This window comes from Streptomyces sp. NPDC059917, assembly GCF_042730635.1.
In the GTDB taxonomy this organism is placed as follows: Bacteria; Actinomycetota; Actinomycetes; order Streptomycetales; family Streptomycetaceae; genus Streptomyces.
In genome coordinates this window covers 173,255-192,783 of the sequence record NZ_JBHWLC010000003.1, presented here as the reverse complement: position 1 = coordinate 192,783, position 19,529 = coordinate 173,255, and the positions used below count along the sequence as shown (strand labels likewise).

Here is a 19,529-nt window from a genome sequence, read left to right as displayed (position 1 = left end):
GCGCGCATGCCACTGATCGGCCCCATCCTCGACGACCGCACCTTCGAGCAGCTCAGGGACGAGCTGGTCAAGCGGATCCCCGTCTACGCCCCCGAGTGGACCGACCACAACGCGGGCGATCCCGGCATCGCCCTGCTCGAACTCTTCGCGCACCTCGGCGAGTCGCTGCTCTTCCGCTTCAACCAGATCCCCGACACCACCAAGGTCGCGTTCCTGCGGCTGCTGGGCGTCCGTCCCCGGCCCGCCCTGATCGCCCGCACCCTGTTGGTCCTCGACACCGAACGGCCCGCGGGCGTCCAGGTCCTGCGCGCCGCCGAAGCCCGCGCGGGCGCCGTCCCCTTCGAGACCGACAACGAGGTGGTGGCCTGGCCGCTGGAGGTCCTGGCGGTCGGGAAGACCGCGGCCCCGGCCCCGTCCGCCGACGACCCCGCGCGCGCGGCCACCGAGAAGCGGCGCCGACAGAACGCGGTGGAGGCGCTGCCGCCGGCCGAGCGCGACCGGGCCTGCGCCGGAGCGCCCGTCTCCTTCTACGTCACCACCGCCGTGCCCACCGATCCCCTGGACGGGGCCGCCCCACCGCTCGACGTCGCCGCCACCCTCGACCAGTGCCTGTGGATCGCGCTGCTGGCCAAGGACTCCGCCGACCCGCGCGAGTTGCGCGGCCGGAGCATCTTCCTGGGCGTCCTCCCCGACGAGGAACTGCCGCGCCCCTACGACCTGGTGCCCCGCACCCCCGCGGACCCGACCCGGCTGCGCGCGTCGGACCTGCTCTCGGCGCCCCCCGGCTTCCTCTGGGAGCTGTGGAACGGCCCCGTCGGCCCGTCCGCCTTCACCCCGCTCGACGTCCTCGCGGACACCACCCGCGGACTGACCGCTCGCGGCGTGGTCTCCCTCGCCCTGCCGTCCGCGTTCCCCACCCACGCCCGGGGCGCCGCGGGCGGAGCGGGCGCGGACAGCCCGCCCCCGCTCGACGACGAGAAGGCCGCCGCGCGGGTCCTGTGCTGGCTCCGGGTACGCCGTCCGGCCGGGGAGAACGACGCCATCCACCGCATCCGCTGGGTCGGGATCAATGCGGTGGGCGCCCTGCAGGCCCGTACCGCCACGCCCGAACTCCTCGGCACCGGCACGGCCGACGCCGACCAGGCCTTCCGCCTCACCCAGCGCCCCGTGGTCGCGGGCAGCGTCCGCCTGGAGGTGGAGGAGGCCGACGGCTGGCTGCCCTGGACCGAAGTCGAGTCCTTCGCCACCAGCGGCCCCCTCGACCGGCACTACACGCTGGACGCCGAAGCGGGCGTGGTCCGCTTCGCCACGCGCGGCCGACTGCCCCGGATCGGCGAGCGGATCCGGGTGCTCTCCTACCGGTACGGCGGCGGTTCCGCGGGAAACGTGGCGGCCGGGGCGATCGACTCCTTCACCGGGGTCGCCGGGGTGAAGGTCACCAACCCGCTCCCCGCCACCGGGGGAGCCGATCCCGCCTCCCTCGCCGACGCCCTGGACGCCCTGCCCGCCGAGGTGCACCGCCGCGACCGGGCCGTCACCGCCGAGGACTTCCGGGCGCTGGCCCTCGAAGTGCCCGGGATCCGGCGCGCCGAAGCCCTGCCGCTGCTGCACCCCGACACGCCGACCCAACCCGCGGCGGGCGTCATCAGCGTGCTCGTCTTCCCGACGGAGGACCTGCGCGACCCGGGCGCCCCCCTGCCCGACCTCGCACTCCTGCGCCGGGTCGCGGCGTACCTCGATCCGCGTCGGCTGGTCACCACCGAGCTGTACGTCATCCCGCCCACCTACGTGGACATCGCGGTCTCCGTCGGCATCCGGACCCGGGAGGGCTACCAGAGCGACGCGGTGCGCCGCTGGGTGGAGCTGATCCTGCGCCAGTACCTCGCCCCGCTCCCGCCGTACGGGCCGGAGGGCGGCGGCTGGCCGCTGGGCCGGGCGGTGCGGCGCGCGGAACTGGAAGCCGTGGCCGTCCAGGTGGAGGGCCTCGCGTACATCGAGGACGAACTGCTGCTGGCCCGCCGCGCCACACCGTCCGCGACCGCACACCCGGCCGCGCCCTCGCGGGCAGGGGCGGCCGACCCGGTGTGGACACCGATGCCCCTCGTCCCCCTCCGGCCGTGGGAGGTCCCCCGGCTCGGCGCGATCACCGTGGTCACCGGCACCCCGCTGCCCGTCGGCGCCGGCTACGGCACCCCCGCGCCGCCCCCGGGCGACCCCGTCATCGTCCCCCTGCCCCCGGAGGTGTGCTGATGTACGCGGACCGGACGCTCGGCCTGCTCGCCGACGCGGATCAATGGGCGCGCTGCGCCCACGAATCGACGGCGCTCCTGGACGAGGGCGGGGTCTGCCTGGCCTGGGAGCCCGAGCCGGAACGAGGCCCCCCACCGGCCGGGCACGGGCCCGCCGGGCTGGCCTTCGACCGGTGGGGCCGCGCCTACCGGTCGCACCCCAGGACCGGCCGGGTCGAAGCCCTGCCCGCCGCGTGCACCGGGCCCGCCGCCGACGCCGCGCACCAGCCGCCCGGCACCCTGTGCGTACCGCGCGGACTCGCCGTCGACACGGCGCAACGCCTCTACATCGCCGAATCCGGCGCGGGCGCCGTCCAGGTGGTCGACCTCTGGGCCGAACGGCCGCTGCGCCGCGTCCCGGTCCGCGACGCCGCCCGGCCGCACCGGCGGCCGCTCGACCTGACCGCCCACTGCGGCGCCGTCGTCGCCCTGCTCACCCGGCCGGTCGGCCTCGTCGTCCTGCGCGGGCGCCGGGACCCGCGGCCCGGGCCCGTGCTGCGCCCACCGGCCGGGGCCGCGGGCCTGCGGCCCACCCGGATCGCCGACCACGCCGGGCAGGTGCACGTCCTGTGGACCGGACCCGGCGGCGGCCGGGCCGTGCTCGCCCGGGCGGACGGCTCCCGACCGCTCGTCGTGCCCGATGCCGGTGACCTCGACTTCACCGCCGAGGGCACCCTGGTGGTGGCCCGCGGCCCGGGCCGGCCGCTGCGCCTCTTCCGCCCCGACGGCGCCTCCTGGGCCGAGATCGAACCGCTGCGCGCCCCCGGTTACGACGGCGGGGCCCTGACCGTGGCCCCCGACGGCCGGATCGCCTTCACCACCGCCGACGGCATCGCCCGTACCGCGGGACCCGCCGCCCGCTACACCCCCACGGGTCGGGTCGTCTGCTACCGGCTGGACGCCGCCGAGTACCGCACCCGCTGGGGGCGGGTGTTCCTCGACGCGTGCGTCCCGCCCGGCACCGACCTCCGGATCAGCTGCCTCACCAGCGACGAGGACACCGTCCCCGACCCGCTGCCGCAGACGCCTCCGGTCCGGGGCGGGCGGGTCGTGCGCCACCCCGAGCTCACCCCGCCGCTGCCCTCCGCCGACCAGGTCGCCGCCCATCTCCCCGAACGCGCACCGCTCTTCCGCCGCCCGACGGGGCGCGAATGGCCCTGGGCGCAGATCGCCCCCGACGACGGGTACGACACGTACGAGGCCCCCGTCACGGCTCCACCCGGCCGGTACCTGTGGATCGTGCTCCACCTGACCGGAACCCTCCGCCTCACCCCCCGCGTGCGGGGGCTACGGGTGGAGCGGCCCGGCCACCGACTGCCCGGCCGGCTCCCCCGGGCCTGGAGCCGGGACGAGGGCGACGCGGACTTCCTCCAACGGTTCCTCGCCCCCGCCGAAGGCCTGCTGCACGAGTGGGACGGCCGGGCCGCCGAACGCACCCTGCTGCTCGACCCGGACGCCACTCCGCGAGAAGCCCTCGGCTGGTTGGCCGGGCTGTTGGGACTCGCCCTCGACCGGCGCTGGCCCCTCGCCGCCCGGCGCGCGCTGGTCGCCCAGGCCTACGACCTCTTCCGCATCCGCGGCACCGTGGCCTGCCTCGAACGGATCCTGCGCCTCTACCTCCCGCTGCCCATCAGCGTCGTGGAGAGCTGGCGGCTGCGCGGGCTCGGCGGGGCCGTGCTCGGCGCCGGACCCGGCGGGCCGCCCGCCCCCGCGGTCGGCGGCGCCGCGAGCACCTCGGGAGCGCTGGGCCGCTTCACCGTCGGCGGCACCCGGCCCGGCGAGGACGGATACACGGCCACCGCACACCGGTTCAGCGTGCTGATCCCCGCCGAACTCGGCGCGGAACAGCTGGAGGTGGTCCGGGCCGTCGTCGAGGCCCACAAGCCGGCGCACACCCTGGTCGACATCTGCCCGCTGGGCGCGGGGATGCGGATCGGCCGTACGCTCCACCTCGGACTGACCTCCGTCGTGGGCCCCGGCGCCGCCTGGGGCCCCGCCGTCGTCGGCGGCGTCCGGATCGGGGACGACGGCATCGTCGGCGTGCCCGCCGTCGGCGCGCGCGTCGGCGAGACCTCCATCGCCGGGGCGGTGAGGGTCGGATGACCCCCGCCGCCACCCCGCCCGCCCCCGCCGCTCCGCCCGAGGACGCGGACCGGTCCGTCCTCGTCGTCGACCGGCTCTCGGTCATCCTGCGACCGGCCGCCGACTCGGGCGCGGCCGATCCCGGACGGCTGCGCGGTCCCCTGCGGCACGCCCTCGGGGGCGGCCTCGAAGCGGCCCTGCGGGCCCTGGACCTGCCGCCGGGCCGCTGGTGCCTGCCCCGCCTCGACCTGACCGTGCCCCTCGACCTGGCCCGCCCCGACCCCGCGCTCGCCCGGGCCTGGTCCGAGGCGGTCGCGGCCGCGATCGAGGAGACCGTCCGGGAGGCCCGCCCGGGCACCTTCGTGCACTACCGGCACGACGGGGAGGCATTGGCCGACGCCGTCGCCGGGCTCGCGACCGGCCGCACCGCCCGGCTGTGGGCCTGGCGGCAGACCGGCATCCTGCGCGCCGGGGACCCGGACCCGTCGCTCGCGCCCGGCCCCGCGATCCTGGCCGCCCTGGACCGGCACCCCCGACAGACCCCCGCCGCCCTGCTGCGCGCCGCCGAGCGGGCCGGACTCGCCGCCCTGGACCGGTCCCTCGGCCGAGCCGGTTGGCAACTGCTGGCCGCGCGGCTCACCCCGGACGCCGCCTGGACCGCACCCGCCGCCGCGGTACGGGCGACCCCCGCCGGAGCGCCGGACCGGGCGGCCCGCGCCCGCGCGACCGCGCTCGCGACCGCCCTGGCCGCCGCCTCGCCGCTGGCGGAGCTGATCAGGTCGTCCCGGCTGCGGCCCTCCGCCCCGGTACGGGCCGCGTGGGCCGTGCTGGTCGTCGCGGACACCGCCCCGGCCCTGCTCCTGCGCCCCCCGGCGCCCGGTCTGGCGGGGGAGCTCGCCGAGCGGTTGTGCGGTCCGGCCGACGCGTCCGCGGAGCACGGCGCGGACCTCGCGCCGCCGGACCCGGGCGTCCGACCCGCACCGGATCCCGCCCCGTCGCCCGCCGCCGCCCCGGTCCCCGCCCCCGCAGCGCCCCCGGCCGCGTCGGCCGATGCCGTGCGGGGCGCCGCGATCCCCGCGCCCGTGGCCGCCGCGCGGCCGCCCCTGGCTCCGGCCGACCCCGGCGCGCCCCGGCTTCCGGTACCGCCCGAGGACGACGGCTCGCGCGCGCGGGGGACCGTACCGCCCCGGTCGGCGGGCTCCGCGCCGCCGCCCGCTCCCGAGGCGGGCGCGGACACCGGCTGGACCGGCCTGCTCTTCCTCTTCGCCACGGCCGCCGGGACCGGACTCCCCGACCGGGTCCTGGACGACACCGACCTCGCCGCCCGCCCGTTGTCCTGGGTGCTCCACCACGTCGCGCGGCTCCTACTGCCCGACGCCCCCGCCGCCGACGCGGCGCTGCTCGCCCTGGCCGGGCTCGGACCCGACCGCGCCGCCACCGTCACGGCCGCCGCCCCCGCGACGTCGGCCGAGCGGGCCCGGATCGCGGAACTCGCCGCGGACTGGGCCCGCGTCACCGCCGTACGCCTGCACGGCGAGCGGGCGGGCACGACCCCCGCCGAGGCGATGGCGGCGGTGCGGGCGATGGCCCGCCGCGCCGGACGGATCACCGCCGAACCCGGCTGGATCGAGGCGACGCTGTCCGCCGCCGACACCGATCCCGTGGTGCGCCGCGCCGGACTGGACCTCGACCCGGGCTGGCTCGGCTGGCTCGGCGCGGTCGTGAGGTACCGCTATGTCTGACCGCACCAGCCGGGACCTGTCGGCGCGCGCGGCCACCGTCGCCCTCCGGCTGGCCGACCTCCTGGACCGTACGTGCAGCGCCGAGGCGGGCGGCGCGCCCTCGGCGTTCCTGCGGGCCTGGGCCGAGGGAGCCGCGAGCCGGGCGGTGATCGGCGATCCGGCCGCCCCGCTCTTCGCCACCCCCTTCGGGCGCCTGGTGGACCGGTTCGGGCTGAGCCCGCTGGAGTGCGAACTCGTCCTGCTCGCCGGGCTCCCCGAGGAACACGAGGGCCTGGCCCGGACGCTGCGCGCCATGCATCCCGGCGGCGCCCCGCACCCCAGCGTCGGCCTCGCCTGCCTGCTCACTGACCGCCCGGGCGACGACGGCGGGAACGGGGTCCCGGCCCGGGTGCTGCTGCGCAGGCTCTTCCACGAAGGCGCCGCCGTGCGCGGCGGCGTCCTCGCGCTCACCGGCGAGGGCCCCTTCCACGAACGCTCCCTCACCCTCGCCGACCAGGCGTGGGAGGCGCTGCACGGGCATCCCGCCTGGCCCGCCGCGCTCGCCCCGGTCGACCCCGGCCCGCCGGTCGCCGGTCTGGAGGCCTGGCTCGAACTCCCCGAGACCGCCCGGGCCGTGGCCGCGCTGTGCTCCGCCGAACCCAGGATCCTGCTCGTGCCGGACCGGGACGAGACCATCGCGCTGAGCCGGTGCGCGGCGCTCGCCCGGGCGGCCGGGCTCGGACTGACCGCCGCCCGCGCCCGCCCCGACGACCCCGTGGCCATGGGGCTGTTGGGGCTCCACGCGGCGCTGCGCGGCGCGGTGCCCCTGCTCATCGCACCGGCATCGACCGACGGCCGCGGTCCCGTGGTCCCCGCCCTGGACCGGCTGCCGGGCCCGCTCCTCGTCTGCGCCGCACCCGGGACGGTCCGCCCCGGCCCGCAGTGGCCCGTACTGACCGTGCCCGTCGGCCCGATCGGTGCCCGGGACCGGCGGGCGGCCTGGCGCGCCGCCCTGCCCGACGCCCCCGAGCGGGCCCCCGAGCTGGCCGCGCGCCACCCCCTCGACCCCGCGCTCACGGCGCAGGTGGCCCTCGACGTCCACAGCCGGGCCGCGCTCGGCGCGCGGGACGAGGGCGTCGAGCAGGACGTCCGCGGCGCCATCCGGGCGCGGGCCGCCGCGCTGCTGCCCCCGGGCACCCGGCTGCGCACCCCGCGCGCCCGCTGGTCCCGGCTGGTGCTCGCGGGGGAGTCCGGCCGCCAACTCCGCGACGCCGTGGCGCGCCTGCGCGACCAGGCCCTCGTCCTGGACGACTGGCGGTTGCGGGAAACGGCCCGGGCTGCCCGGGGGGTGCGGCTGCTGCTCACCGGGCCCTCCGGGACCGGGAAGTCACTGGCCGCCGAGGTCCTGGCGGCGGAGGCGGGGCGCGACCTGTTGGTCGTCGACGGGTCCGAGCTGGTCTCCAAGTACATCGGCGAGACCGAGAAGAACCTCGCCGCGTGCTTCGACGTCGCCGAGCGCACCCAGGCGGTCTTCCTCCTCGACGAGGCCGACGCGCTCTGCGCCACCCGGACGGAGGTCTCCGGGTCCAACGACCGCTTCGCGAACATGGAGACGGCCTACCTGCTCCAGCGGCTGGACCGGTTCGACGGCCTCGCGGTGCTGACCACCAACCTGCGGCAGAACATCGACGCCGCCTTCACCCGCCGGATGGACTTCGTCGTGGACTTCCCCTTCCCCGACGCGGACGGACGCCGTCGGCTGTGGGAGATCCACCTGCCGCCCGGCCTCCTGCACCCCGAGGTCGACCTCGCCGCGCTCGCGCGGCGCTGTCCGGTACCGGGCGGATGGATCCGCAACGCCGCCATCGGCGGCGCCTTCCGCGCCGCGGACCAGGGCAGAGCGATCGACCAGGACCACCTCCTCGACGCGATGCGGCGCGAGTACGCGAAGGCCGGCCGGCCGTTCCCCGGGGGCGGCCCCGACCCGGGCGGCCCGCCCCCGGACCGCCGGGCCGCGACCGCCCTGGCCGCCGCCGAACCGACCGCGCCCGTCGAGGAGTCCGATCGGCGCAGGTCCCCGCAGGAACCCCCTCAGGAGGAGAGATCATGACGGCGCTCGGCACCGGCAGCACCAGCCCGTGCGGCTGCGGCGGCGCGTCCGCCCCCGACCCGTACACCGGCGACCCCCGCGGCACGGCCCGCGACCCCGGCCCCTGCGCCGGGGACGACGTCGGGGCGAACCCGTTCCTCGCGCTGCGCGTGGCCTTCGGGATGTTGCTGGGAGAGGACGACTTCCGCGTCCTGATGGGCAATCCGCGCGGCAAACAGATGCTGCACAACGCCTGGCTGCACGGCCCCGGCGTGGTGTGGGGCCTGGGCGTGCGGCGCGACGGCGGGGAACTGCGCGTGGTGCCCGGACTCGCCGTGGACGGGCTCGGGCGCGAGCTGAGCCTGGAGACGTCCTGGTGCGTCTCGCTCACGGACTGGGCCGCGGCCTGGGCCGCACGCCACCCGGATCCCGCTCCGGCACCACCCGACCCGGAGCCCGGCGCGCCCGCGCAGCCCCCGCCCTGCCCTCCCGCGGCCAGGACCGTCGAGGCGTGGATCCTCGCCGAGTTCGCGACCTGTCCCGACCGGCCCGTGCCCGCACTCGCCGACCCCTGCGACGTGACGCGGCGCCACGACGACTTCTCCCGGATCGTCGAGACGGCGCGGATCACGATCCGCTCGAAGGCGCCGGCCCCCTGGCGTCCGTACCACCGGGTACGGGTCCTGCTCGGGTTGGACGAGGTCCTGCCGGGCGACCGGGCGGGCGAGGAGGCCCGGCGCGCCGCGGCCGAGGTGGCGCGGGTCCCCGAGGCGCGCCGCGCCCCGGCCCTGCTCGAAGCCTTCCGGCGGCTCGCCGCGCTGGACGCCACCGCGCAGGCACCGGAGCGGGCGGAGGGCGACGCGTGCGCGCCCGGGGCCCCGGTGACGGAGGACCACGCCGCGGTGGTGCTGGCCCGCCTCACGGTGGAGGTCACGCAGTACGAGGAGTGCGTCCGGATCGGCGCCGTCACCCTGGACGCGGGGGCCCGTACCGCCCTCCTGCCGACCACCACGATCCAGGAACTGCTGTGCGCCCTGGCCCCCGGCCTGATCGGGGCCCCCGCGGCGCCGGACGCCGGGGGGCCGCGGCTGGTCCCGGAGTCCCTCACCTGGTCGCGGGAGCACACCGTGCTGAGCTTCGACGTCACGGCCCCGCTCGCCCCGGGGTCGGCCGAACCGGAAGGGGTGGAGATCAGCTCGCTGTCCGACGCCGGGCGGGGCTGGGCCGACGACGAGGTCGCGGGGATCCGGATCTCCACCGACGGCCACCGGGTGAAGGTCGACCTCGACCAACGGCCCGCCTACGAGACCGTCCGCATCCGGGTCCGCGGCACCGGCTCCAAGCCGCTCTACGGGAAGGACCCGGCCGTGCCGTTCGCCGGGGTGGTCGGGGGGCCGCCGGGCACGGCCGACGAAGGGAACGACGCCATCATCACCGTACGTCTGCCGCGCGTATCGGCGACGGGGAGGAACGAGGCATGACCGTCACCGAGGGCACGCCCCCGTCCCCCGCCACGACCCCGCCCGCCCCGCCGGTGGGACCGGTCGCCGCCGGACCCGGTTCCCCGGCGTCCGACGGCACCCCCGCGACGGCGGGCGGCGGCATCGACCGGCTGACCGCCTTCGACGGCCTGTTCCTGCGCGCCGAACACCTCAACCGGATCCAGGACTACGCCCGCGAGCTGGCCCTGGCCGTCGGCGAGGCGGGCGGTCCCGGCGTCGCCGAGGGGTACGAGGTCAGCGTCAAGGACGCCACCTTGCGCGTCGGCGGCGGGCTCGCCGTCGCCCCCGACGGCCGCCCGCTGCGCTCGCAACGCCTGATCACCCTCCCGCTCGGCGGCCTCGCCCCCGGACCCAACGCCTTCTGGTACGTCGAGGTCGTCCCCGCCTCCTGGCCCTACGGCGAGGCCCCGGTGCAGGGCAGCTACTGCGACGACCCCTGCTCCGGCGCGGGCACCACGCGCAGCCCCTACGGCGCCGAGGGCGTGCGGATCCGGCTCACCGAGGCCGCCGAGCCCGGACTGGACAACCGGCCCGCGGACCACCGGCGCAACTGGCTCGCCTCCCGCCTCTTCGCGGCGGAGCGCACCGAGGGCTCCGCCTGGCCTTACGGACCGGGCGCCGCCGACCTGCCGCGGAACTGGGCCCCGCCCACGGTCACGGGGAAGGCCAAGGGGGTCAGGCTCGCCGTGCTCAGCCGCGCCCCGGGCACGGCCGCGGCCTGGGAGGTCGACACCTGGACCGCCCGCCGCGAGCGCGGCGCGCCCCCGCCGTACCGGTACTGGCAGGCGCGGACGGGCATGCGGCCCTGGGACGTGTTCATGGCCCAGATCCTCCAGTTCCAGTGCCAGCTCGCGGAGTTGACGGCCGCGAGGGCGGCGCCCCGCACGGACCTCCAGCCGCTGCTGGAGCAACTGGCCCGGCTGGGGCGGCAGACCTTCCTGCAGAGCCACACCAAGGAGCAGCTGGGGCGGGAGTTGGGTCTGCTCGTCGAGGGCATCGACGCGGGGCTGCTGTGGGGCCCCGGAGCGGCCGACGTGCCGGAGCCGGAGACCCTGGAGGGGCTCGGGATCACCGAACTGCCGCCCGCCGGCTATCTGCCGCTGGCCCCCGAGGACGGCGGCGGGAGCGATGACGCCGCCCCCCAGACCTCCCCGACCTTCCCGTCCGCGGCCGCGCTCGGCCGGATCGAGGCCTTCCTCGGGCCGCAGGTGGACGTGCGGTACTGCTGGTGCGGCACGGCCGATGTCGCCCGGGCCGTGCAGGAGGCCCAGCACCGCGACCGGATCCCGCTGGACCGCCCCGCCGCCGTCGACGTCCTGGTCCCGGCCGACGAACAGGGCCGCCCCCTCACCAACTGGGTCGCCTTCGTCAGGCGGGAGCGGCGCTCCTGCTACAGCCCGGGGGAGGTGACCGGCGCGGCAGCCGGGACCCACCCGACCGAATGACCTGTAGCAGTCGGTGACTGATCCGTGACGCAGTGCACATAGTATCCATGGCGGGCTTTCTAGCAGGGGGACCGCCTATGAATACGCCGAGCACGTTGCATACGACGAGTACGTTGACCACGCAGTTCCGCGAGTCGGTGGCCCGGGTACCGGGGCAAGGGGACACACCGACCCTCCATCTCATCGGTGGTCCGCGCGTGGTGCACCGGGGGAGACGGCTGGACGTTCCGGAGGGGAGCAAGCGGCTGCTGGCCTTCGTGGCCCTCAACGGGGGCCGGGTCGAGCGTCGGCACGCCGCGGGCACGCTGTGGCCGTCCGGCGACGACCTGCGCGCGGCGGGCAACCTCCGCTCGGCCCTGTGGCGGCTCAAGGCCGCCGGGATCGACCTGCTCGACTCCGACAAGTGCTCGCTCGCGATGCGCGAGCACACCGTGGTCGACCTCTACGTCCTCTACGGCTGGGCGGGACGGCTCATCGGCGGCACCGCCACCGGCGAGGACCTGTCCGCGCTCAAGTGGCGTACGGACGCCCTCGATCTGCTGCCCGGCTGGTACGACGACTGGGTGCTGCTGGAGCGGGAGCGGGTCCGGCAACGCCTGCTGCACGCGCTGGAGGCCTTGAGCCGCCAGCTGGGTCGGGCCGGACGCCATGCGGAGGCGGTCGAATCCGCGCTCGTGGCCGTGGGCGCCGAGCCCTTGCGCGAGAGCGCCCAGCGGGCCCTGATCGAGGCCCACTTGGCGGAGGGCAATCTGATCGAGGCGATGCGGACCTACGACGCCTACCGCGAACTGACGCGGCGGGAGCTGGGGGTGGATCCGGGACGTGAACTGTCCGAGCTGATAGCGCGGTTCTGCCGCACCGCCACCCCGCGCCTGCGGACCAGGCAGGCGGCCGGCCACAACTGACCCGCCGCACCGCCATGCCCGCCCTCCCGCGCGGACCGAACCACGGCGCGGGAGGGCGGGCGGGAGGGGCGGTTGACGGCCCCTCGGGACCACCCCTCGGTGTGGTCGAGATCCGGGCCGGTGGCAGGATGGCCCCGTGACCTGTGATGATCCCGCCGCCCTGCTCGCCATCGGCCAGGGCCGTGCCCGCGAACTGACCGACTCCACCCGATCCGGCGAGGGGTACGAGGTCTTCACCCAGGCCGAAGCCGTCTTCGGACCGGTGGAGGTGGCACGGGCCGAATTCGCCTCCCGGCTGCACTTCGCCGCCAAGGTGCTCGGGCGGGACGCGTACGCCGACCGGGTGGCCGCCGCCGAACCGGGCCTGCCCTGGCGGACGGTGTGGGCCTGGTGGCGACCGGTCGGCGCCCACCGCTCCGCGCCGAACCTGAGCGGGGACCGGTCGGCCACGGTCTTCGATCCGGTGGCGGAATCCGCCGACGGAGGACCCCTGTTGGCGCTCTGGTCGCTGTGGACCGCGCAGCGCTGGTTCGACCTGGAGACCGGAGCGCCCCGCCCCGCACCCGCGGCCGGGGAGTTCGCGGAGCGCAAGCAAGAGGCGCCGGACGACGGGCCGTTCCTCTTCGACACGGACGAGGACGCGTGGGCCCTCCAGTGCCCGGGCACGTGGGAGGAGCCGGTCCCGCTGGGCGGGGGCCGCTTCCTGCTCGTCGAGGCGCGGGGCATCGCCGTCGTGGAGCGCAACGAGGCCGCGGTCGAGGCGGGTTGGCCGACTGGCGGCGCCGCTCACGACTCCTGGGAAGGGGCCACCGCGACCCCGTGGTTCGTGGCCCGCTCCCCGGCGGACGCACCCCTGGACGCGGCGCGCGTGGACGCCGTCTTCGGTGACCTGGTGATCCGGCTGCCCGAGCAGCGGTTGCCCGCCGCGCTCACGCACCGGCCCACCCGGGACCTCCTCACCGCCGTGGGGCTGCCCCGGCGCTGGGCGGGCGGAGTGAGCGGCTTCGAACTCGCCTTCGGCGAGCAGGAGTCCTGGACGGGGGAGGTGGACGAAGCGGGGCTGCTGCACCTCGGCACCTTCGAGTTCGGCTACGCCGACGAGGGACGGGTCCTCCTCCACCCGGAGACGGGCGCCGTCTCCCTGACGCGGGGGGACCCGGACGACGACGCGCCGCCCGCCCCGTTCCCCTTCGCGCGCGACACGGAGACCTTCCTGTGCCTCCTGGAGGCCGTGTACCGGTTCATGGGCGCGTGCTGGGACCCGTATCCGGTGGAGGACGGGCACGCCGACTTCCTCGCCGAGGTGTCCGCCCGCGAAGCGGACGCCCTCGACGAGGCGAGTCCCGGCGGGGACGCCTGGGGGCACCTCTTCGCGTCCATCACCGAGCTGGGCGTGGACGGCTACTGATCACTCGTACTCGGTGCCGCCCTTGCGCGTCAGGTAGGCGGGGCTGACCGCCTTGGCGATGGCCCGGCCGCCCACCACCGGGCTGTACCGCTCGGTGACCGGCCGGATCACCACGCCCTCCCGCAGGTGGAGGGTGCGCCCGGAGACGGTCTCCCGGCCCGTGGCCAGCGCCAGCACGGCGTCGGGGTCGTACGGCCCCTCGTACAGCCGGGGTACCAGCGGCAGCTCGCCGTCGAGGAGCGCGGAGGCGGGGTCCAGCCACCGCACCTGACCGTCGATCTCCGCCGAGACGTCGAAGACGGCGAAGCCGAGCAGCTCGCCGCGCCCGTCCGCCCCGTACGTCAGGTCCTGCACCCCCGCCCCGAAGACCTCGCCGAAGATGCCGACCCGGGTCGCGCCCAGCCGCTCGGCGAGCCGGGCCGCGACGGCGGGCACGTCGTGGGAGCGGACGGCCCGCCAGTACAGGTTGCGCGGATCCTCCACCAGGGCCAGCCCCCTGGCGCCGTGGCCCTTCGAGGAGACGTGGGTCCGGCCGTCCTCGACGACGTGGGTGGTCAGACAGGCGGTGCCGTGCAGCTTCTCGGTGAGCACGACCGGCTCGCCGGGGGCGAAGAGGTCCGGGTAGCGCTGCAGGTTCTCGATGTCGACCCACGGCAGCAGGTCCGGCGCGGCCTCGACCGTGCCGTTCATCCTGGTCGGTATGGGCGGCGACCACTTGGTGATGCCCAACAGCTCCGCGAAGTCCGTCCCCTCACCGGCCGCACGGGACAGGTCCACGTCCGCCAGCGCCGCCGGTCGGCACACGATGCCCTGGGAGAGCTCGCCGCGCAGCCTGACCGCCTTGACCCGGTCCGCCGTGCTGCCCGAGAGCCGTCCGGTCAGCCCGAGCTCGTCGATCAGGGCGGCCGGGAGGACCGCCTGCTCCGGGATGTACACCGCGAATTCGCCGGTCCGGTAGGCGCCCTTCGCGACGACGGCGCGGTACAGGCCCACCTGGGCCAGTTCGAGTGCATCGGCGTTCGGATGGGTGTGGACGGTCAGGGGTTCGGCGGTGACGCGCAGCGTCGACATGTCAGCTCTCCTCGGATGCGGTTCTCATCGCAGGTCACTCTCGGCGACCGGAATTTCCGTGGGCCAGCGGATATCGGTCTGCTAGCCTCGCCGGCCGCACGAACCCCCCTCACCTCGCCGGACACCGGTCGCGGGCTTGCGGACCGATCGGGTCCAACCGGCAGAATCCGGCACCGGCGTTATCAGGGCGCAACCAGAGAGAGACTCACACCGGGCGGCACAGCGGCCCGACAGGCGCATACTGGTGACAATGACAAAGTCAGCCGGAACCCGGCGCCACCTGCCAGCAAGCCCGTTCAAGGCCGCGACCGCTCCGCCACTCAGGGTGTTTGCCGTCGGCGACCGGGTCACACACGATCAGCACGGCCTCGGCCGTGTCATCGCGATCGAGGACGGAATCGCGGTTCTCGTCGATTTCGGCTCGTCGCGCATGCGGATCCTGAGCCCGTACACCAAGATGACCACTCTTTGAGACGGTGAGGGTCGGCGGAGGCGTGGCCATCAACCACGCCTCCGTCCGCTCCCACCCGATCCCGGCATCTCCGAACCACGAAAGGCGGCGCGCCCCCATCGACGCATCACCGCTGTTCTCCGCGCCGGAAACGGCGCGGACCCACGTCAGCACGCCCGCATCGCGGCTCCCGGCGACGACGAACCCCTTCATGGCCCCTGATTTCGGCCCAGAAGACCCGTTTTCGGACACGAATACGGCCCATGGCGGCGGGGAGCAACTGAGCGACCCCTTCACCCCCTCGGCCTAGCCGCTCTCCGCGCCTCGCTGACCGGGGACGACGTCCCCGCGCAGCGGCACGTCGATGACCGCCCACAGCCGGTGGCCGTCCGGATCCGCCTCGGATCCGCAGCCGCGCAGGCCGGGAAGGTCGGCCACCCCTCCCAGCACGCCCGTCTGCGCCTGCGTGCGGGCACCGGCGAGGTGGCTGAGCACGGCGACGCAGACCTGCCCCTCCACGGCCGCGAGGTGCAGGCTGATCCGTCGCCCGCCGTCCTGGACGGCGGCCGCGACCAAGGCCGAGACCACCGCCCCCACCCGGTCGGGGTCGGGGAGGTAGCGCCACGCGGTGAGTCGGTCGACGACGAGCCGCCGGACCCGGGTCGCGGCCCAGGGCCGCGCCTCCAGGGCCCAGTTCGCGGCGCGCTGGTTCACCACGGTGAAGACGCGCTCCGGGCGGGGTGACTCGACCGGTCTGCGCGGCGGCGGGGGCGTGCGCGGCGGATAGTCGGGCCGCCGCTCGGCCGTGTGCTCCGTACGGCCGATGGGCACTGGCAGTGTCACGGTGACCCTCCCCTGTGAGGCGCGGGCGGGCCGGGCCGCCCGGCGCACATGCTAGGCCGCGGCCCCCCGCACCGGGGCCCGCCGGCGCGCACGTCACCCGTGCGAGTGGCACAGGTGGCCGTGCAGAGGTGCTTGCCGAGTGCGCGGGTGACCTTGCACAGTGGGCGCCATGAATCCGGCCGATCTCTTCCAAGCCTTCGCCCGTACCCGCGCCTCGCTCGACGGAGCCGAGGTGACCTTCTGGTGGTCCGGCAACGTCTTCGCCTGGTCCCCCGACCAGCCCTACCGGCGGGTCTTCGGCTTCGAGGGGGTGAACGTGGCCCGCCTCGTGCCCACGGACACCGGTTACGAACTGCTGACGCGCGAGGCCGCCTTCTACCTGGACCCCGACACCCGGGAGATCCTGGAGACGTGGGAGAAGAAGCCGGTCGTCCACGTCTGGAACGATCCGGCCAACCAGCGGTGGCGGCCGTTCCCCGTCCCGCTGACCCGGCTGGGCGACCAGGTCTGCTTCAGCCTGGAGATCCCGCTCGCCTACCCGTCCCCGCTGCCGGTCGAGCGGTTCCCGGACCATTCGGCGGACGACACCTACCGGGCGCTCGAACTCTTCCAGTTCTTCGCCCCGGAATCCGTCCTGGAGACCGACGCGCCGAGCGTCCCGGCGACGATGTCGTGGACCCGGCAGTCGCCGTGGCTGCCCTGGATGGAGCAGGGGCGACGCCCCGGTGGTCTCACCTTCCACTGCGGCGGCCGCAAGCTCGGCTCCTACGCCGAGGTGCCCGAGCGCACGCGCGCGTACATCGCCGCGCACCACCCGGAGTTCGCGCACGCCCCGGACGCGTGGAGCGAGCCGAACGAGACCAGCTGGACCTACTTCCGGCGGCTCAGAGACCGGGGCGAGCTGTGATCCTCACGGTGCCGACCGCCCTGCACGGCTACCCCGGGGTGGCGTTCGGCGGGTACGTGGCGGGCGTACTGGCCGGGCGGGCGGCCGCCAAGACCGTACGGGTGGACTTCCGGCGGCCGACGCCCACCGGCGTCCCGCTCGGCCTCGCCGAGACCGCGGACGGCGGGAGCGAGCTGACGAACGGGGTCCTGGTGCTGGCCGTGGCCACGCCCGTCGAGACGGACGCGGAGGCTCCGGTGGCGCCCACCTGGGACCAGGCCCGGGCCGCGGCCGAGGCCTACCGCGCGGCCCCGCCCGAGGAGGTGGCCGACTGCTTCGGCTGCGGACTGGGCCGGACGCCGGACACGGGGCTGCGGCTGCACTGCGGGCGGGTGCCGGGCCGTGATCTGGTGGCCACCGCCTGGACCCCCGGGGCCGGGCTCCTCGACGCGGACGGCGCCCTGCCGCCCGAGCTGGTGTGGGCCGCGCTGGACTGCCCGGGGAACGCGGCCGGCCGGCTCCTGGGCACCCAGCGGGCCGGGGCGGTGACGGCCTCGCTCACGGCGCGGCTGTCGGGCCCGGTCCCGGCCGCCGCGGGGCTCGTCTCGTACGCCTGGCTGCTCGGCGAGTCCGGTCGCAAGCACCGGGTGGGCACGGCGCTGGCCACGGCCGACGGCGAGGTCATGGCCGTGGGCGAGGCGCTGTGGGTGGACCCCCGCAGCTAGGCCGTCTCAGTCCTTGATCGAGGTGATCTTCTTGGTCGCCAGATCGGCCTGGACGTGGATCTCGGTCGTGGAGCCGCCCCACGTCAAGGTGACCGTGGCGCTGGTCTTGCCCGTTCCGCTGCCGGTGGAGGTGACCTTCCACTGCGACGGCACGTTCTGCGCGCGCAGCACGCCGTTCGCGTGGTTGGTCTCCTCCCACTTCTTCAACTCGGCCTGGAGGGGCTTGGCGAGGTAGAAGGAGCGCAGCTGGTCGGCCGTCTTGCCGTCGCCGTCGTACACCGCGTCGATGTAGGCGCCGTAGAAGTCCGCGATCCGCGTGAACGCGGCCTCGGGGCTGCCGGAGACGGACGGGAGGGCGGCGGCCGCCGCCGGGGCGGCCTTCGGGGCGGACCCGTCCGCGGACGCGGAGGCGCTGGTGACGAAGGCGAAGGAGAGGGCCGCGGTGGCGGCGGTGGCCGCGAAGACGATGGCGGCGGTGCGCGTGGTCGGGCGCTGGAGCATGGGCCGTACCTTTCCCCGTTGCGAGTGCGGGCAGTGTGGTCACTGTCACTGCACCCCACGACGCGGTGGCCGCGCCGAACGGTTCTCAGGTCACCCGAAATGGCGAGAAGAGGCTGCTCTGTCCGGGAATCCGCTACCGGCACGCGTGTGCCGCTCCGGGGCCCGTAGGGACCGGAGCGGCAGCGCCCCCGCGCTCAGCGGGGACCGGGCCGTGGCCACGGGTCAGCCCGTCTTGCGGCGGACCTTCTTGTTCTTCCCCGCGCCACCCGTGCTGGTGCCGGAGATCTTGGCGCGGCTCTGGTGCGCCTGCTGGGACTGCGCGTTGCGCTCGTTGCGCTCCAGGGCCTCGCGGAACTTGCGCTTGGCCTCGGCGGCGGGGGAGGTGTCCTCCGGGGTCTCCGGGGTGTCCGCAGTGTCTGCCATGTGTCCTCCTGGGTTGATCTGAAACCGATTCAGTCTGTCAGCCCGTGCTCTTGCTGACCAGCGCGTTTCCCGAAGGGCGGCGCTCCCCAGTCTGGCACAGGACACCCCGCACCCGGCGCCGCCGTCACTTGACGAGCTTGCCCTGCGGGGTGACGGCGAACCACGTGCCGCCCACGCCCTGACCTGCGGTGTCACCGGGGTTCTGGTCGCCCGTGAACCAGTACAGGGGCCAGCAGTCGATCGCCAGCTGCTTGGTGCCGTCCGACCGGGTGTAGGTGCTGAGCAGCTTGGGGTCGACGCCCTCGACCGCCTTCGCGTCGACCGGCTGGGCGGGCTTCCACTTCTCCCCGCAGGCGCCCTCGCAGTTGGACTTCATCGGCCACGCGGTGTCCTTGGTGAAGCGGTAGAGCGTACGGCCCTTGCCGTCCCGGAGGATCGCGCCGAGCGTCTTGTCGTCCGCGGCGGAGAGGGCGGGCAGCGCGCTCGGCTCGGCCTGCTGCGGCGCCGCGGCGCCCGCCTTCTTGCCCTCCGGGGTGACGGCGAACCACGTGCCGCCCACGCCCTGCCCGTTGCTCTGGCCGGGGGCCGTGTCCTTCGCGAAGCGGTACACGGGCCAGCCCGCGATCGTGATCTGCTCCGATCCGTCCTGCCGCTTGAGGGATCCCAGGGCGGCGGCGGGGACGGCGCCCGCCGCGACGCCCTGGGCCGGGGCCGGGGGCCAGGCCTTCGCGCAGTCGCCGGAGCACGCGGAGGTCGAGGCGGGCTTCGCCGTGTCCTTGTCGAAGCGGTAGAGGGTGAAACCGGCCGAGTCCGTCACGACCTGCCCGAGCTTCGGGTCCGTACGGACCACCAGCGCGCCGGAGGCGGCTGCGGCGGGAGCCGCCGCGCCGTCGCCCTTCGCGTACGGGTCGGCGGCCCCCGACCCGGCCACCGCGGGGACCTGGGCGCCCACGGCGGCGGCGTCCGTCTTCCCGCTCGCCTGCGTTCCGCAGGCCGTCGCTCCGAGGAGCAGCGCGGCGGCAGCTCCGGCGAGGGTGAGCTTGCGCAGGTTCGTCATGACTACTCCTGTAATCCGGTGGTTCGTTGGAAACTGTCGGCACCGCAGACACGCGACCCCCCGCGGGCCGGTTCAATCCCGTGCGGAGATTTCCGCGGCGCCGCTCTCCCCGGTGCGGCCGGGCACGCGCGA

At 75.9% G+C, this 19,529-nt stretch carries 16 protein-coding genes; 11 read left to right on the top strand and 5 right to left on the bottom strand.

The window, feature by feature from the left end; genetic code table 11:
• Positions 1-6: 6 nt before the first annotated feature.
• From ACFWAR_RS03115 to ACFWAR_RS03080, 8 genes are all read left to right on the top strand, one after another.
• Positions 7-2,250: a putative baseplate assembly protein gene (locus ACFWAR_RS03115; protein WP_385772540.1), complete on the top strand. Its 2,244-nt coding sequence runs from the start codon at positions 7-9 to the stop codon at positions 2,248-2,250.
• Positions 2,250-4,391 (top strand): phage tail protein, encoded by a 2,142-nt coding sequence (locus ACFWAR_RS03110; RefSeq protein WP_385772539.1) that lies wholly within the window; start codon positions 2,250-2,252, stop codon positions 4,389-4,391. The genes ACFWAR_RS03115 and ACFWAR_RS03110 overlap by 1 nt, the downstream gene beginning before the upstream one ends.
• Positions 4,388-6,112, top strand: coding sequence for a hypothetical protein (locus ACFWAR_RS03105; RefSeq protein ID WP_385772538.1), 1,725 nt, complete (start codon positions 4,388-4,390; stop codon positions 6,110-6,112). The genes ACFWAR_RS03110 and ACFWAR_RS03105 overlap by 4 nt, the downstream gene beginning before the upstream one ends.
• The gene (locus tag ACFWAR_RS03100; RefSeq protein WP_385772537.1) at positions 6,105-8,201 is read left to right on the top strand and encodes an ATP-binding protein; all 2,097 of its coding nucleotides are present in this window, start codon (positions 6,105-6,107) and stop codon (positions 8,199-8,201) included. The genes ACFWAR_RS03105 and ACFWAR_RS03100 overlap by 8 nt, the downstream gene beginning before the upstream one ends.
• Entirely contained in the window at positions 8,198-9,661 is a 1,464-nt protein-coding gene (locus ACFWAR_RS03095) for a hypothetical protein (RefSeq protein ID WP_385772536.1), read from the top strand. Before ACFWAR_RS03100 ends, ACFWAR_RS03095 begins: the two co-directional genes overlap by 4 nt.
• Positions 9,658-11,127 (top strand): hypothetical protein, encoded by a 1,470-nt coding sequence (locus ACFWAR_RS03090; RefSeq protein ID WP_385772535.1) that lies wholly within the window; start codon positions 9,658-9,660, stop codon positions 11,125-11,127. The genes ACFWAR_RS03095 and ACFWAR_RS03090 overlap by 4 nt, the downstream gene beginning before the upstream one ends.
• 113 nt (positions 11,128-11,240) lie before the next feature.
• Positions 11,241-12,032, top strand: a complete 792-nt coding sequence (locus tag ACFWAR_RS03085) for a BTAD domain-containing putative transcriptional regulator (protein ID WP_385772534.1) — start codon at positions 11,241-11,243, stop codon at positions 12,030-12,032.
• A gap of 136 nt (positions 12,033-12,168) precedes the next feature.
• Positions 12,169-13,440: an SUKH-4 family immunity protein gene (locus ACFWAR_RS03080; protein WP_385772533.1), complete on the top strand. Its 1,272-nt coding sequence runs from the start codon at positions 12,169-12,171 to the stop codon at positions 13,438-13,440.
• Here ACFWAR_RS03080 and ACFWAR_RS03075 read toward each other — a convergent pair whose 3' ends face one another.
• Positions 13,441-14,511, bottom strand: coding sequence for an RNA ligase (ATP) (locus ACFWAR_RS03075; RefSeq protein WP_385772532.1), 1,071 nt, complete (start codon positions 14,509-14,511; stop codon positions 13,441-13,443).
• Between the two features lie 250 nt (positions 14,512-14,761).
• On the opposite strand from ACFWAR_RS03075, the gene ACFWAR_RS03070 reads away from it, so the two are divergent.
• Complete coding sequence (locus tag ACFWAR_RS03070; RefSeq protein WP_385772531.1) at positions 14,762-14,983, top strand: hypothetical protein; 222 nt, start codon at positions 14,762-14,764, stop codon at positions 14,981-14,983.
• 285 nt (positions 14,984-15,268) lie between these two features.
• Here the strand turns inward: ACFWAR_RS03070 and ACFWAR_RS03065 are convergent, their stop codons facing one another.
• Positions 15,269-15,805 carry a hypothetical protein gene (locus tag ACFWAR_RS03065; protein ID WP_385772530.1) on the bottom strand — a complete coding sequence of 179 codons (537 nt, stop codon included), beginning with the start codon at positions 15,803-15,805 and terminating at the stop codon, positions 15,269-15,271.
• A gap of 169 nt (positions 15,806-15,974) precedes the next feature.
• On the opposite strand from ACFWAR_RS03065, the gene ACFWAR_RS03060 reads away from it, so the two are divergent.
• Together ACFWAR_RS03060 and ACFWAR_RS03055 are read left to right on the top strand one after the other, a co-directional pair.
• A complete protein-coding gene (locus ACFWAR_RS03060) occupies positions 15,975-16,712 on the top strand; it encodes a DUF1838 family protein (RefSeq protein WP_385772529.1) in 738 nt (245 codons plus the stop codon).
• Positions 16,709-17,416: a hypothetical protein gene (locus ACFWAR_RS03055; protein ID WP_385772528.1), complete on the top strand. Its 708-nt coding sequence runs from the start codon at positions 16,709-16,711 to the stop codon at positions 17,414-17,416. Before ACFWAR_RS03060 ends, ACFWAR_RS03055 begins: the two co-directional genes overlap by 4 nt.
• Positions 17,417-17,422: 6 nt before the next feature.
• On the opposite strand, the gene ACFWAR_RS03050 is transcribed toward ACFWAR_RS03055, so the two are convergent.
• The 3 genes from ACFWAR_RS03050 to ACFWAR_RS03040 form a co-directional block, all read right to left on the bottom strand.
• Positions 17,423-17,917, bottom strand: coding sequence for a hypothetical protein (locus tag ACFWAR_RS03050; RefSeq protein WP_385772527.1), 495 nt, complete (start codon positions 17,915-17,917; stop codon positions 17,423-17,425).
• 222 nt (positions 17,918-18,139) lie between these two features.
• Positions 18,140-18,340, bottom strand: coding sequence for a DUF5302 domain-containing protein (locus ACFWAR_RS03045; protein WP_385772526.1), 201 nt, complete (start codon positions 18,338-18,340; stop codon positions 18,140-18,142).
• Between the two features lie 124 nt (positions 18,341-18,464).
• Positions 18,465-19,397, bottom strand: coding sequence for an SCO0930 family lipoprotein (locus ACFWAR_RS03040; RefSeq protein ID WP_385772525.1), 933 nt, complete (start codon positions 19,395-19,397; stop codon positions 18,465-18,467).
• Between the last annotated feature and the right edge of the window lie 132 nt (positions 19,398-19,529).